At 70.9% G+C, this 13746-nt stretch carries 15 protein-coding genes; 13 read left to right on the top strand and 2 right to left on the bottom strand.

The genetic code is table 11. The annotated features are described in order from the left end of the window. Positions 1 to 8: 8 nt before the first annotated feature. The 13 genes from OH768_RS50470 to OH768_RS50410 all read left to right on the top strand — a co-directional run bounded on the left by OH768_RS50470 (position 9) and on the right by OH768_RS50410 (position 11699). On the top strand, positions 9 to 824 hold the full coding sequence (locus tag OH768_RS50470; protein ID WP_406464090.1) for an IclR family transcriptional regulator: 816 nt from the start codon (positions 9 to 11) through the stop codon (positions 822 to 824). Beyond that, positions 821 to 1342: a MaoC family dehydratase N-terminal domain-containing protein gene (locus OH768_RS50465; protein WP_406464088.1), complete on the top strand. Its 522-nt coding sequence runs from the start codon at positions 821 to 823 to the stop codon at positions 1340 to 1342. Before OH768_RS50470 ends, OH768_RS50465 begins: the two co-directional genes overlap by 4 nt. Beyond that, complete coding sequence (locus tag OH768_RS50460) at positions 1339 to 1731, top strand: acyl dehydratase (RefSeq protein WP_406464086.1); 393 nt, start codon at positions 1339 to 1341, stop codon at positions 1729 to 1731. The genes OH768_RS50465 and OH768_RS50460 overlap by 4 nt, the downstream gene beginning before the upstream one ends. Before the next feature lie 68 nt (positions 1732 to 1799). After that, positions 1800 to 2813, top strand: a complete 1014-nt coding sequence (locus OH768_RS50455) for an NAD(P)/FAD-dependent oxidoreductase (protein ID WP_406464084.1) — start codon at positions 1800 to 1802, stop codon at positions 2811 to 2813. Between the two features lie 2 nt (positions 2814 to 2815). Then, complete coding sequence (fdxA, locus tag OH768_RS50450; RefSeq protein ID WP_406464082.1) at positions 2816 to 3136, top strand: ferredoxin; 321 nt, start codon at positions 2816 to 2818, stop codon at positions 3134 to 3136. A 156-nt stretch (positions 3137 to 3292) separates the two neighbouring features. Then, positions 3293 to 4630 (top strand): amidohydrolase family protein, encoded by a 1338-nt coding sequence (locus OH768_RS50445; RefSeq protein WP_406464080.1) that lies wholly within the window; start codon positions 3293 to 3295, stop codon positions 4628 to 4630. Between the two features lie 11 nt (positions 4631 to 4641). Beyond that, on the top strand, positions 4642 to 5604 hold the full coding sequence (locus OH768_RS50440; RefSeq protein ID WP_406464078.1) for an ABC transporter permease: 963 nt from the start codon (positions 4642 to 4644) through the stop codon (positions 5602 to 5604). Then, a complete protein-coding gene (locus tag OH768_RS50435; protein WP_406464077.1) occupies positions 5594 to 6472 on the top strand; it encodes an ABC transporter permease in 879 nt (292 codons plus the stop codon). The genes OH768_RS50440 and OH768_RS50435 overlap by 11 nt, the downstream gene beginning before the upstream one ends. 54 nt (positions 6473 to 6526) lie before the next feature. Further along, the gene (locus OH768_RS50430; RefSeq protein WP_406464076.1) at positions 6527 to 8110 is read left to right on the top strand and encodes an ABC transporter substrate-binding protein; all 1584 of its coding nucleotides are present in this window, start codon (positions 6527 to 6529) and stop codon (positions 8108 to 8110) included. Next, entirely contained in the window at positions 8107 to 9144 is a 1038-nt protein-coding gene (locus OH768_RS50425; RefSeq protein ID WP_406464075.1) for an ABC transporter ATP-binding protein, read from the top strand. Before OH768_RS50430 ends, OH768_RS50425 begins: the two co-directional genes overlap by 4 nt. Continuing rightward, positions 9137 to 10123: an ABC transporter ATP-binding protein gene (locus OH768_RS50420; RefSeq protein WP_406464073.1), complete on the top strand. Its 987-nt coding sequence runs from the start codon at positions 9137 to 9139 to the stop codon at positions 10121 to 10123. Before OH768_RS50425 ends, OH768_RS50420 begins: the two co-directional genes overlap by 8 nt. Continuing rightward, positions 10123 to 10914 carry an alpha/beta fold hydrolase gene (locus OH768_RS50415; RefSeq protein ID WP_406464071.1) on the top strand — a complete coding sequence of 264 codons (792 nt, stop codon included), beginning with the start codon at positions 10123 to 10125 and terminating at the stop codon, positions 10912 to 10914. The genes OH768_RS50420 and OH768_RS50415 overlap by 1 nt, the downstream gene beginning before the upstream one ends. After that, positions 10911 to 11699: an IclR family transcriptional regulator gene (locus OH768_RS50410; RefSeq protein WP_406464069.1), complete on the top strand. Its 789-nt coding sequence runs from the start codon at positions 10911 to 10913 to the stop codon at positions 11697 to 11699. Before OH768_RS50415 ends, OH768_RS50410 begins: the two co-directional genes overlap by 4 nt. On the opposite strand, the gene OH768_RS50405 is transcribed toward OH768_RS50410, so the two are convergent. Beyond that, on the bottom strand, positions 11653 to 12459 hold the full coding sequence (locus OH768_RS50405; RefSeq protein ID WP_406464068.1) for an alpha/beta fold hydrolase: 807 nt from the start codon (positions 12457 to 12459) through the stop codon (positions 11653 to 11655). The two genes, OH768_RS50410 and OH768_RS50405, sit on opposite strands and share 47 nt — an antisense overlap. A 41-nt stretch (positions 12460 to 12500) precedes the next feature. Then, a complete protein-coding gene (locus tag OH768_RS50400; RefSeq protein ID WP_406464066.1) occupies positions 12501 to 13664 on the bottom strand; it encodes an Lrp/AsnC family transcriptional regulator in 1164 nt (387 codons plus the stop codon). Between the last annotated feature and the right edge of the window lie 82 nt (positions 13665 to 13746).

Raw genomic sequence — 13746 nt, 5'->3', positions numbered from 1 at the left:
TGTCTGCCATGACCGTCGTCCCGATCGCCCGCGCCGTGGCCCCCGCTCCCCCGCCTCCCGCGACCGGACCGTCCCTCGGGCCGGACTCGATGAACTCCGTCCTCGGCAAGGTGCGGCCCATCCTGGAGGCGTTCACCGTCGACGACGAGTCGCTCTCCCTGGCGGATCTGGTGCGCCGTACGGGAGTCGCGAAGGCCACCGTGCACCGGCTCTGCCAGGAGCTGGTGGTGTGGGGGCTGCTGGAGCGGGCGGGGTGCGACTACCGGCTCGGGCTCAGGCTCTTCGAGATCGGGCAGCGGGTGCACCGGCAGCGGATCCTGCGCGAGGTGGCCCAGCCGTACATGGAGGATCTGCTGCTGGCCACCCAGGAGACCATCCACTTCGCGATCCACGACGGCCTCGACGTCGTCTATCTGGAGAAGATCCTGCCGCACCGGGGCCTGAGCGAGGAGTCCCGGGTGGCGGGGCGGCTGCCGCTCTACTGCACCGCCACCGGCAAGGCGATCCTGGCCTTCTCCCCCGCCGCTCTGTTCGGCGAGGTGGTCAGGAACGGGCTGAAACCGTTCACCCGGCACACCATCACCTCACCGGGGCGGCTGCGCGGACAGGTGGAGCGGATCCGGGAGGAGGGCATCGCGACCGAGGCGGAGGAGGTCAGACTCGGCTACATGAGCATGGCCGTGCCGGTCTTCGGGCGGCAGAACACGCTCGCCGGCGCCCTGTCGATCACCGCGCCGACGTACCGGGTGGACGCCGCCGCACACGCGAGCGCGCTGCGCACCGCCGGCCTGGGCATCGGCCGGGCGCTGCGGTCGGCCCTGTGAGCGCCCTGGACGAGGTGCTGGCCCGGGCCCAAAGGCTCGTCGGCCGCTGGGAGGACGAGGACTGCGGCACGGTCACCGTCAAGGACTTCTGCCGGTACGCCGCCGCGCTCAACGACGCCGACTACATCCGCCGGGCCCGGGAACAGGACGCGGCGGGCGCTCCGGTCGAGGCTCCGGCCCTGTTCCTCGCGGCCACCATGAGCTGGGAGGACGGGCCACCAGAAGGGGAGTTGCGGCCCGACGGGCTCGCCGCCCGCGAGTCGCCGTGCACCGAGGGCCTGCCGGTCCGCCAGGTGCACGGCGGGCAGAGCGTCCGGCTGCTGCGGGCCCCGGTCGCGGGCAGCCGGGTCACCGCTTCCCGCGCGGTCACCTCCGCCGAGTGCAAACAGGGCCGCTCCGGCCCGTTCGTCCTGCTCGGCCTCACCACCCGCTTCACGACGGCGGACGGCACCGAACTGACCGCCGTGGACGAGACGATCGTCGTCCAGGAGGCCCTCGATCCCGCAGGAGCCGCATGAACACGCCGGTCGCCGGGGCCAGTTGCCCGCCGCAGCGGTACACGCACAGCACGGTCCAGCTCTTCCGCTTCAGCGCCGTGTCCTGGAACTCCCACCGCATCCACTACGACTCCGCCTTCGCCGCCTCGGAGGGCTTCGAGGACGTGGTCGTCCAGTCCACCCTGCACGGCGAGACCCTCACCCGGTACGCGTTGGCGTGGGCCGGGCCGAACTCCCGGCTTGAGACGGTGAGTTGGCGCAACCTTACGACCGCCGTGGCCGGTGAACCCCTCACCTGGACCGCGACCGTGCGCGCGGTGGAGGGCGCCCGGGTGTCCCTGGACGTGACCGTCGTCAAGGCCGACGGCACCCCGTGCGTGACCGGAAGCGTCGAACTCGCCCTCGTCTGACCGGGGCGTCCCGGCAGCCGGACCGGTTCCGTTGGGCGGAGGGCAGGCCGTTCCTACGCTCCTGAACCATGAGCGTTCACCTTGCCGAGCCGGTCGAGACACCGGTGATCGAGACCGACATCCTGATCATCGGCGCCGGCCCTTCCGGCCTCTACGGCGCCTACTACGCGGGCTTCCGCGGACTGCGCGTCACGGTCATGGACGTACTGCCCCAGTGCGGCGGCCAGATCAGCGCCATGTACCCGGAGAAGCCCATCTTCGACATCGCCGGGTTCCCCTCGGTGCGCGGTCGCGACCTGGTCGACAGCCTGGTCGCGCAGGCCGCCCCGTACGACGTCCGCTATCTCCTGGGAGAGCGGGCCGAAGACCTGGCCCACGACCGCGACGGTCACCCCCTCGTCCGCACCGACCGGGGAACCGTCGTACGGGCGGGGGCGGTGGTGATCACGGGCGGGGTGGGGACGTTCACGCCCAGGCCGCTGCCGGCGGGCGAGGGATATCTCGGGCGCGGGCAGGTGTACTTCGTGCCGGACCCGGCCGAGCACACCGACCACGACGTGGTCGTGGTCGGCGGCGGGGACAGTGCCTTCGACTGGGCGGCGCTGCTCGCCCCGATCGCCCGGTCCGTCACCCTCGTCCACCGCACCGCCCGCTTCCGGGCGCACGCGGCGAGCGTGGAGAAGGTGCGCGCCCTCGGCATCGAGATCATCACCGACTCCGAAGTGAGTGCAATCCACGGCGAGTTGGGGGTCGAGCGGATCGAGGTGCGGCACCGGGCGGCGAAGACGACCAGGCTGCTGCCCGCCCGTACCGTCGTCGCCGCCCTCGGTTTCCTCGCCGACCTGGGGCCGCTCCAGACCTGGGGACTGGAACTCCAGGCCCGGCGGATCACCGTCGACACCCGCATGGCCACCAATCTGCCCCGCGTGTTCGCCGCCGGCGACATCACCGACTACCCGGGCAAGGTCCGGCTGATCTCGGTCGGCTTCGGCGAGGCCGCCACCGCCGTCAACAACGCGGCCACCGTCATCGACCCGGCGGCAGCGCTGTTCCCCGGGCATTCCACCGAGAAGGAGAGCTAGTCATGGCCTACGTCATCGGATCGGCCTGCGTCGACATCATGGACCGGTCCTGCATGGAGGAGTGCCCGGTCGACTGCATCTACGAGGGCGAGCGCAAGCTCTACATCAACCCCGTCGAGTGCATCGACTGCGGCGCCTGCGAGACGGCCTGCCCGGAGCAGGCGATCACCGTCGACCGGCTCGCCGACCCGGAGCACCGCGCCGACAACCGCCGCTTCTTCGAGGAGCCCCTGTCCGGCCGTACGGCCCCGCTGGGCACCCCCGGCGGGGCGACCGCGCTGGGGCCGGTGGGCGCCGACACGGCGCTCGTGAGCGCCCTGTGAGGGGCCGCGGGCGGCGCAAATCTGCGCTTCCAGGGGTGGCGCATTCCTGCGCGTCCCGTGTGAATTCCAAGCGAAAGCTGCACCGCAACACGGTGACATCACCGCCGCCCCACACTCCTCTGTACCAGTCCCCCGGAGAGGAGTGAACACGGTCCCATGACGGAGCGAACAGTCCTGGCGGGAATGACGTTGGTCGACGGCACAGGAGGTGCCGCACGGACCGACATGGCCGTGGTGATCGACGGTGCCGTGATCGCCGAGGTGGGTACCGCGGACACGGTGGCGACGTACCCCTCGGACACGGTGTACGACCTGCGGGGGACGACCCTGCTGCCCGGACTCATCGACTGCCATGTGCATCTGCGGTCCAACGCGGGCACCCGGCCGCAGGACGTGCAGCTGTGGAACATGCTGACCTCGACGGAGGAACAGACCCTGCATGCCGCGGCCAACGCCCGTGAGGCGCTGCGGTCGGGTTTCACCACGGTCCGCGACACCGCGGGCTCGCTGCCCGAGGTGGCGGTCAAGCACGTGATGGACGAGCACGTCCTCGACGGGGCGCGGGTAGTCGCCTCCGGGCTCGTGGGCATGACGGCGGGGCACGGCGACATGTTCTGTCCGGCCACCCTCGACGAGAAGCGGATGTGGCCGCCGGCGGACGGCGTCGACGAGTGCCGCAAGCGGGTCCGGGAGTACGCCCGGATGGGCGTGGACCTGATCAAGATCTGCACCAGCGGGGGCACGCTCTCCGTCGGTGACAAGACCGGGTGGCGCAACTACACGGACACCGAGATCGACGCGATCGTCGACGAGGCGCACGCCCTGGACCTGCGGGTGGCGGCCCACGCGCACACGCGGGCCGGGATCACGGCGGCGCTGGTCGCCGGGGTGGACACGCTGGAGCACGGCTCCGACCTCGACGAGGACCTCGTGGAGCTGATGCTCGGACAGGGCACGTTCCTGTGCCCGACCCTGTCGATCAGTGAGTTCATGACGGAGCACGGGGCCGAACGCGGGCTGGTCGCCGAGCAGTTGGACAAGGCGGAGGCGCTGCGTGAGCGCCGGCTCGAGTCGGTGCGCCGGGCCCATCGGGCCGGGGTGCGGATCATCGCGGGCAGCGACTCCTCCAACACGATGCGTTTCGGGAACCACGCCCGCGAACTGGAGCTGCTGCACGAGCAGATCGGCATGACCCCGGCGGAGGTGCTGGTCGCGGCCACCTCGACCGCCGCCGAGGCCCTCGGTCTCGGTGCCCGGACGGGCACGGTCGCGCCGGGCATGTGGGCGGACCTGCTGCTGGTGGACGGCGACCCGCTCGCCGATCTGAGTGTGCTCGCCGACCGGCGCCGGCTGCGCGCGGTGTTCCGCGAGGGCCGGGCCTTCGACCCGAACGCGGCCGAGGCCGTACGCGGTGTGCTGGCCGCGCGGCACCGCCCGTCCGATCCGGCCCGCCCCACGACGGCGCGGGCGTCAGCACCCGCCGTCGCGATATAGGGAGAGATCCAGTGCTGCGCTACCTCTCGATCCGTGTGGTCCGCTCGCTCGCGGTGGTCCTCTGCCTCAGTGCCATCGTGTTCGCGCTGGCACACCTGGTCCCCGGTGACCCGGCGGCCCTGATCGCCGGCGAGAACTCGACTCCCCAACTGCGCGCCCAGATCACCCAGCAGCTGGGACTCGACCAGCCCGTGTGGTCGCAGTACCTGAGCTGGATCGGGCACGCCGTCCGCGGCGACCTCGGTTCGTCCCTGCTGGACGGGCAGAGCGTCGGCGCACAAGTCGCCGACCGTCTCCCGGTGAGCCTGGAACTCGCCGTGTACGCGGCGGTGATCGCGGTCCTGTGGGGCATCCCGGCCGGGATCTGGTCGGCCATGTACCAGGGGCGCGCGAGGGACCGGGTGGTCAACAGCGCCGCGTTCCTCGGGCTCGCCGTCCCGCCGTTCGTCGTCGGCACGGTCATGGTCCTCCTGTTCAGCACAGTGGCACCGGCCTGGCCGCTGTTCTCCTTCGTGCCGTTCTCGCAGGATCCGCTGCTCAACCTCCAGGTGCTGCTGCTCCCCGCCGTCGCCCTGGGCATCCCGTTCGGCGCGACCCTCTGCCGCTACATGCGGGCCGCCGTCCTCGACGTCGAGGGCCAGGACTTCATGCGGACGGCGGCGGCGAAGGGCGCGGGGCGACGGCGGCTGATGCTGCGGCACGCGCTGCGCAACGCGCTGGTGCCGGTGGTCACCGCCGGCGGGCTCCAGCTCGGGGTGCTGGTCGGCGGCACCGTGATCATCGAGCAGGTCTTCGCGCTCCCCGGTCTCGGTTCGCTGATCGTCAACTCCATCACCCAGCACGACTTCACGGTGATCCAGGGCGCGATCCTCGCCCTCGGTGCCTCCTATGTGCTGATCAACCTGGTGACCGACCTGGTCTATCCCCTCATCGACCCCCGTATCCGGACGACAGGAGCACGCCGTGACGGTTGAATCCACCGCACCCGCCGTCACCGTCCCCGCGGCGCGCCGGCGCAGGCCGCGCCTCGGCTGGAACGCGACGCTGACCACGGGTGTCTGCGTCCTCGGCGGGATCGTGCTGCTGTCCCTGGCCATCGGCGTCTTCGGCCGCTACGCGGCGACGGACGTCAGCGACTCGCTGCTCACCGGCCCCTCGGGCAGCCACTGGCTGGGCACCGACAACCTCGGCCGTGACCTGTTCACCCGGACCTTCGGCGCGGCCCGGCAGTCCCTGCTGGTGGCCTTCGGCGCGACCACGCTCGCCGCGCTCATCGGCATCCCGATCGGGCTCGTCGCGGGCTACAACGCCCGCCGGCTGGACGCGGTCCTGATGGCGGCGATGGACACCGCGATGTCGATTCCCTCCGTGCTGCTGGCACTTGTGCTGGTGTCGGTCTTCACCCCGGGCATGTGGGTCCTCATCGCGGGCATGGGCCTGATCTTCGTCCCCTACTTCGCGCGGATCGTGCGGGCCCCGGCGCTCACCGTGCGCGAGCGCGACTTCGTCTCGGCGGCCCGGATCGCCGGGGTGCCGACCCCGGTGATCATCGTCCGGCATGTGCTGCCGAACGTGCTGTCGTCCGCGCTCGTCCAGTACGCGAACACGGCGGCGACCTGTGTCCTCGTCGAGGCGTCCCTGAGCTATCTGGGCCTCGGCATCCAGCCGCCGACGCCCAGTTGGGGCCGGATGATCTTCGAGGGCCAGCGCTATATGAAGGACGCGCCGCTGCTGGTGATCGTCCCCGGCATCACCTTGGCCATCGCCACCGCGGCCTTCGGTCTGATCTCCGACGGCCTGCAGGAACAGCTCAACCCGCGCGGCAAGCGCCGTACGCCCTGAACAGGCGCCCGCACCACGTCACTTCACCCTCACGTTCTTGAGAATCAGGCGGTCATGATGACGAACCACACCTTCACGCGCAGAAACGCGCTGGCACTCGGCGGCAGCACATTCGCCGGCCTGCTGCTGGCGGCCTGCGGCGGTACGGCCACCACGGCCGGCAGCACCTCCGGGAAGCCGGTCAAGGGAGGAACGCTCACCATCGGGCTCGACGGGGAGCCCACGGTCGGCTTCGACCCGCAGGTGGCTCAGGCGTTCTTCGACCAGCAGATCGTCTCGCAGTTCTACGAGGGTCTGCTGAGCCTGGACAGCAAGGGGCAGATCAAGCCCGGGCTGGCCAAGAGCTACCAGCAGGTGGACCCGACCACCCATCGCTTCACGCTCCGCGACGGGGTGACCTTCCACGACGGCACCAAGCTCACCACCGACGACGTGATCTTCAGCCTGGAGCGGCTGATGGATCCGGCGATCAAGTCGCCGTACACCCAGCAGTACCGGATCAAGACGGTGACCGCCGTGGACACCAGTACCGTCGAGGTCAAGCTCAGCGCGCCGCAGCCGTCGCTGTACAACTTCCTGGCCCGGCCGTGGAGCGGCGCCGTCATGAGCCGTAAGTGGACGACGTCACGGACCGCGAACCAGCTCAAGCAGTCGGAGAACGGCACCGGACCCTTCTCGCTGAAGAAGTGGTCGAAGGGCATCTCCATCCAGCTCTCCGGCTACAAGGGCTACTGGGACAGGCCGAAGCCGTATCTCGACACGGTGATCTACCGGCTCATCCCCGACGAGACCTCCCGGGTGGCCTCGCTGCGCTCCAACTCGGTGCAGCTGCTGTCCTTCCGCGACCTGCGCATGGTGAGCGACGTCAAGAGCACCAGCGGTGTCACCGAGGCGAACGGGCCCAGCGTCTCCAGTGTCTGGCTCAACATGAACACCCTCAGCGGCCCGCTCGCCGACAAGCGGGTGCGGCAGGCGTTCAACCTCGCCATCGACCGCGAGACCCTCATCAAGACGCTGGGCAGCGGCTCCGCCGGCTTCGGCTACGTCATCCCGCCCCAGGACCCGTACGGCACCACGCCCACCACCGCCGACCCGATGTACCAGCACAACCAGGCGAAGGCCGTGGCCCTGCTCAAGGCCGCGGGCAAGAGCAAGGTCGGCATCGAACTGGTCGCCCCCAGCGACTCGGCCTACGGTCCCGACATCTCCGCCCTGGAGCTGATGAAGGCGCAGCTGTCCAAGGTCGGCATCACCCTCAACCTCAAGCTCGTGCCGTTCGCGAGTCTCGTGCCGAAGGTGCTGTCCGGCGACTACACCGACATGATCATGCTGACCAGCGTGCTGAACGCCGACCCGAGCCAGTACCTGGACCTGTGGTTCGCCAAGGGCAGCCCGGCGACCAAGGTCAAGGACCAGCACCTGTGGGACCTGATGGCCGCCGCGAAGAGTGAGGAGGACAACGCCAAGCGGGTCACGCTCTACCACCAACTCGCCCAGTACATCGCCGACGAGGCCTACCTGCTGGTGCCCTACGCCAAGGCGGTGCGCGGCGAGGCCTGGAGCGACCGGCTGCACGGCTACCAGCCGGACGCCACGGCGACCCGCCTCAACCTCAAGAACGCCTGGCTGACGTCGTGAAGGCGGACACCCTGACTCCCGCTCGGGCCGGTGCCGGAAAGGACGGCACCGATCCGGTCCTCGATGTCTCGGGGCTGCGCATCGGGTTCGGCGGCTCGGACGTCGTCTCCGGGGTGGACCTCCGTGTCGAACAGGGCGAAGTGGTGGGCCTGATCGGCGAGAGCGGCTGCGGCAAGTCCAGTGTCGCGCTCGCCGCCATGGGGCTGCTGGGCCCGGGCGCCGATGTCCGGGCCGACCGGCTGGTGGCCTGCGGTACGGATCTCCTGGGCAGCGGCGACGCCGAGTTGGAGAGTCTGCGCGGCGACCGGGTGGCGATGGTCTTCCAGGAGCCGATGACCTCGCTGAACCCGTGCATGCGGGTCGGCACGCAGGTCGCCGAGGTGCTGCGGATCCACGGCAAGGCCGGCCGGAAGGAAGCACAGGAGCGGGCGGTCGACCTGCTGCGGCTGGTGGAGATCCCCTCGCCCGAGCGCCGGGCCAGGCAGTTCCCGCACGAACTGTCCGGCGGTATGCGGCAGCGCGTCGTCATCGCCATCGCGATGGCGGGCAACCCGCGCCTCCTGCTGGCCGACGAACCGACGACCGCCCTCGACGTCACCGTGCAGGCCGAGATTCTGCGCCTGCTGCGCACGCTGCAGGAGGAGCACGGCATGGGCATGCTGCTCATCTCGCACGACCTCGGTGTCATCACCGCCATGTGCAGCCGGGTGCAGGTGATGTACGCCGGCCAGGCGGTGGAGTCCGGCACGGTCGACCAGGTGCTCAACGCGCCCCGGCATCCGTACACCCGGGCGCTGCTCGCGGCCGTGCCCCGGATGCGGGAGGGCGACGGCACCCCGCTGACCGCGATCCGCGGCCAACTCACGGACGACGCCCGCCGGTTGCCCGGCTGCCGCTTCGCGCCCCGCTGCCCGAGCGCCGCCGACGCCTGTGCCGCGCCCCAGCCGTTGCGGCCCGTCGGTGACGGGTGGGTGTCGCGCTGCTGGCGCGACCTGGACGACGCCCCGACCGCAGCCGGAGGAAACGATGACTGAGACGCAGCCCGACCGGACCGGGAGCGAGCCGCTGCTCGAACTCTCCGGCATCGGGCACGAGTTCGGCGGTCGCCCGGGCCGTTCCGGTGTCCGGGCGGTCGACGACATCACCCTCGCCCTGAGTCCCGGCGAGACGGTCGGCCTGGTCGGCGAGTCCGGGTGCGGCAAGAGCACGCTGGGCCGGATCGCGACCAGGCTGTACCGGCCCACGCGGGGCGCGGTGCGCTTCGAGGGCAAGGACATGACGCACAAGCCGAAGAGCGCCGACCTGAAGGCGTTCCGGCGTGCGGTGCAGATGGTGTTCCAGGATCCCAACGGCTCGCTGAACCCCCGGCTGCCGGTGGGCGCCAGCATCGAGGAACCGCTGCGCGCCCGGGGCGTGGCGCGCGCCGACCGGCGTACCCGGCTGGCGGAGGTCCTGGAGGAGGTCGGCCTCGACGTGTCGGCCGCCGCCCGCCATCCGCACGAGTTCTCCGGCGGTCAGCGCCAACGCCTCGCGCTGGCCCGGGCGTTGGCCCCGCAGCCGTCGGTGATCGTCCTCGACGAGCCGACGTCGGCGCTGGACGTCTCCATCCAGGCGCAGATCCTCAATCTGCTCCAGGAGATCCAAGAGCGCGACCGCATCGCCTACTTGTTCATCTCGCACAACCTCGGTGTGGTCCGCCACCTCAGCGAGCGGGTCGCGGTGATGTACCTCGGGTCGATCGTCGAACTCGCCCCGGCGAAGGAGCTGTTCGAGGACCCGCAGCACCCGTACTCCATGGCGCTGCTCTCGTCCGTCCTGGAACCGGGGGACGACGGGCCGGGCGAGCAGATCGTCCTCAAGGGCGAACTGCCCTCCCCCTCGGACGTTCCGGCCGGCTGCCCCTTCTCCTCGCGCTGCTGGCTGGCCGACGACCACTGCCGCAGCGAACGCCCCGCGCTCACCGAACGGACACCGGGCCATCTGACGGCATGCCACAAACCAGGGAGTCACTGATGACGGACCCACTGCGTCGCGGCTACGCACCCAGCCGTTTCGGTCAGTTGCACTATGTCGAGTGCGGTACGGGCGAGCCCGTTCTGATGCTCCATCAGACGCCCCGGTCCTGGACCGAGTACCTGGACGTGCTCCCCCGCGTCGGTGCTGTGCACCGGGCCATCGCCATGGACACCCTGGGCTTCGGCGCCTCCGCGAAACCCGACGAACCCCACTCGATCGAGCGCTGGGCGGACGCGGCCGACGACCTGATCGAAGAACTGGGCCTGGAGGAATTCCATCTCGTGGGCCACCACACCGGCGGGGTGATCGCGGTGGAGCTCGCCGCGCGCCACGGCAAGCGGGTCTCCAGCCTGTTCCTGTCCGCCACCCCCTTCATCGACGACGAGAAGCGGCGCACGGTGAACCAGCGCAAGCCCGTCGACCATGTCGTCCCCAGCCCCGACGGCTCGCACCTGCTCGAACTCTGGAACCTTCGGCGCCCGTTCTACAAGGACGGCGAGGAGGCCGCCCTCAACCGGTTCATGGTCGACGCGCTGACCGTGCTGGAGCGGGTGGAGGAGGGGCATGTGGCGGTCCGGGGTTCGATGATGGACCAGCGGCTGCCCCTCGTCACCGCCCGCACCCTCGCCGTCTGCGCCTCCGAGGACCACTTCTCGATGCCGGGTCTGGAGAGGTTCGCGGACGCCGGCTGCGAGACGCTGGTCATCCCCGGCGGCCACGTCCCCGTGCCGGAGCAGCTGCCGGAGGAGTTCTCCCGGCACATCCTCGACTGGGTGGCGGCGGGATGACCACCGCCGGCACGGTCCGGGAGGGCGACGAGCGGCCCAACTCGGTGCTCGGCAAGGTGAGTCTGATCCTGTCGGCCTTCGGCGACGACGACTTCGCGCTGGGTCTTGCCGAGTTGCGGGACCGTACCGGTATCGCCAAGGCCACGGTCCACCGGCTCTGCCAGGAACTCGTCGCCACCGACTTCCTGGAGCGGGACGGCTGCAACTACCGCCTGGGCGTGCGGCTCTACGCGATGGGTCTGCGCTCCCCGCACCAGCGCACCCTGCGCGCGGCGGCCAGGCCCGTCATCGAGAGCCTCGCGCAGAGCCTCGACAACGCGGTCATCCTGGCGATCCCGCACGACTCCGAGCTGCTGTGCGTCGAGAACCTCGGCACCCATCGCAACCAGGCCCGCTCCACCGCCGACGGCAGACGCATGGAGCTGCACTGCACCGCCGCGGGCAAGCTCACCCTCGCCCTGCTTCCCGAGCAGTACCCGCTCGGCAAGGTCCTGCACGCGATGGTCCGCCGCACCCCGCACACCCTCGGCCCCGCCCAACTGCCCGGCGAACTCTGCCGTATCCGGGAACAGGGCTACGCGGTCGAGGTCGAGGAGAAGCGCCTGGGCTACCTCGCGGTCGCGGTGCCGGTACGCGGGCGGGACGACACCTACCTGGGCGCGCTGTCGGTCGTCGCGCCCACGGCGGGCAGCAGGATCACCCGACTGCTCTCGGCCCTGACCCAGGCATCGAGCATCATCACGGCCCGACTGGCCCGCTACGACTCCCTGCACGTTCCCCTCTAGGAACGGGCCCCGCGCCGCCCTCGACCAGGGCCGCCACGAACCCCTCGGGGTTGTCCCCCATCATGTGGTGGCCCGCGTCGGGGACATCCACGACCGGGATGCCGGCCTGGCGGACGGCGGGCTCGTCCGCGTAGGGGCGGCTGCGGGTGCCGATCAGCATCACGCGCGGCTGCGGAAGGCCGTAGAGGAGTTCCGCCGTTCCCGGGCTGGTCCCGGTCACCAGGCCGAGGGCGCTGCGGTGCAGGATCGCGGGGTCCGCCACGCGCATGCGTGCCGCGTAGCCGGGTTCGAGGCCCGCCAGGACGGTGCGGAATCCGTGGCTGACGAAGTCCGCCTCGCCGTATGCGGCGATGGCCCCGCTGAACAGGCCGCCGCCCGCGCGCAGGTTGGGCTCGGCGACGACGAGACGGGAGACCAGGTCGGGGCGGGTCGCGGTGAGGACGATCGCGATCGCGCCGCCCATCGAGTGGCCGACGAGCACGGCGCCGGTGATCCCGCAGTGGTCGAGAACGGCGGCGACCGTTCCGGCGTGGGCCTCCAGCGTGCCCGGGAAGTCCTCCGGGCGGTCGCTGTAGCCGTGGCCGAGGAGGTCGACGACGATCGCGCGTCCGCCGCGCAGGTCGGGGTGGGCGGCGATCCCCGCGAAGTCGGCGGAGCCCGCGCAGCCGAGCCCGTGGACGTAGACCCGGGCGGGGCCCTCGCCGGGGAGGTCGATCCAGCGCAGGTGGCTGCCGGCCTCTGGGAGGTACAGGGAGCGCATCTATGGTCCTCAACAGCCTTGAGAAATACGGACGTCGGTGCTCATCGCCAGACGCGCTCGTCCTCCGGCACCGCGAGGAGCTGGTGGGTGTCCTGGGGTTCGCGCAGGGGCACGACGCCGACGCAGCGGCCGTCGCGGTCCAGCAGGCGGCCCATGTGCTTGACCGTGCGCAGGACCACCGAGCGGTCGTCGATCACCAGCCGTGGCAGCCGGCGCGACAGATGCGCCTCGAAGGTGTGCACGTCGGCGAGGGTGCGCAGCCACACGTCGATCACCAGGTTGTGCGGTCCCGCGGTGATCGCGCAGGAACGGACCTCGCGGACACTGGACAGGACCCGGCTGGTCTCCTCCAGGTACTGGGCGGGCACCGACGCGAAGTACACCGCCGACAGCGGCCAGCCGGACAGCGGCCGGGCAAGGTCGCAGCGCAGGCTGACCCGGGAGGCGAGCAGCGACTGGAGGCGGCGGCGCACGGTGGTGAGGCCGACTCCGGTGGCGGTCGCCAGGGCGCGGATCGACATCCGGCCGTCGGAGCTGAGCAGTTCGAGGAGGTGGGCGTCCAGGGAGTCCCAGGGCGCGGCGGGGCCGGTGCCGGTGTCGGGCGGTATGTCCGAGGCGTGGCTCGCCTCGATGCGGGCGCACTGGGCCGCGTCCAGGCTGCGCAGCCGCCAGCGGCTGCCCTCGGTCGGGACACCGGTGGAGACGTGGGTGCGGGTCGCCCGTACGCCCCGGGTCTGCTGGAAGAGCCGGGTGGTGAGGTGGGCGAGTTCGTCGAGGTCCCTGGTCTGTACGGCGGTCACGATGTCCCGGCCACCCGCGGTGATCTTGACGTTGGCCACGACGTGTTCGGCGGCGAGGGCGCGTGCGACCTCCTCGGCGACGCCCGGCTCGGTGTCGACCTCGACGATGCCGGTCACCACGATGCGGGAGTCCGACAGCCGCGGATAGGCGGTGACCCACGCGAGTCCCGCGTCCTCCAGCCGCTGCCAGCGCCGTGCGACCGTCACCGGGTTCACGCCGAGGACGTCACCCACCAGGGTCCACGGGGCCCGGGGGTGGATCTGCAGCGCGTGCACGACCCCGCGGTCCAGTTCGTCGAGATCGGCGGCAGTGAATTCCTGCGCCTCCTGGGACGGCGCATTCCTGCGTGCCCGACTGAAATCGGGATCGGAAGCTGCACCGTGGCCCGGCGTTGTCTCGTCCATTGCAGACTCCCTTTCGCCTGTTCCTGATACCGAGGTTCCCCACCCCAGAGGTTCCTGATACCGAGGAGTGATTCGGTCCCAC

The sequence above is a fragment of the Streptomyces sp. NBC_01622 genome, from assembly GCF_045209635.1.
GTDB lineage: Bacteria > Actinomycetota > Actinomycetes > Streptomycetales > Streptomycetaceae > Streptomyces.
The sequence above is the reverse complement of the archived record's forward strand: the minus strand, read 5'-3'. Positions and strand labels throughout refer to the sequence as shown.

What these genes read in the sequence shown, in the direction of transcription:
- OH768_RS50470 (WP_406464090.1), top strand. Translation starts at nt 9, where the DNA reads ATGACCGTCGTCCCGATCGCCCGCGCCGTGGCCCCCGCTCCCCCGCCT.
- OH768_RS50460 (WP_406464086.1), top strand. Translation starts at nt 1,339, where the DNA reads ATGAACACGCCGGTCGCCGGGGCCAGTTGCCCGCCGCAGCGGTACACG.
- OH768_RS50455 (WP_406464084.1), top strand. Translation starts at nt 1,800, where the DNA reads ATGAGCGTTCACCTTGCCGAGCCGGTCGAGACACCGGTGATCGAGACC.
- fdxA (WP_406464082.1), top strand. Translation starts at nt 2,816, where the DNA reads ATGGCCTACGTCATCGGATCGGCCTGCGTCGACATCATGGACCGGTCC.
- OH768_RS50445 (WP_406464080.1), top strand. Translation starts at nt 3,293, where the DNA reads ATGACGGAGCGAACAGTCCTGGCGGGAATGACGTTGGTCGACGGCACA.
- OH768_RS50430 (WP_406464076.1), top strand. Translation starts at nt 6,527, where the DNA reads ATGATGACGAACCACACCTTCACGCGCAGAAACGCGCTGGCACTCGGC.
- OH768_RS50420 (WP_406464073.1), top strand. Translation starts at nt 9,137, where the DNA reads ATGACTGAGACGCAGCCCGACCGGACCGGGAGCGAGCCGCTGCTCGAA.
- OH768_RS50415 (WP_406464071.1), top strand. Translation starts at nt 10,123, where the DNA reads ATGACGGACCCACTGCGTCGCGGCTACGCACCCAGCCGTTTCGGTCAG.
- OH768_RS50410 (WP_406464069.1), top strand. Translation starts at nt 10,911, where the DNA reads ATGACCACCGCCGGCACGGTCCGGGAGGGCGACGAGCGGCCCAACTCG.
- OH768_RS50405 (WP_406464068.1), bottom strand. Translation starts at nt 12,459, where the DNA reads ATGCGCTCCCTGTACCTCCCAGAGGCCGGCAGCCACCTGCGCTGGATC.
- OH768_RS50400 (WP_406464066.1), bottom strand. Translation starts at nt 13,664, where the DNA reads ATGGACGAGACAACGCCGGGCCACGGTGCAGCTTCCGATCCCGATTTC.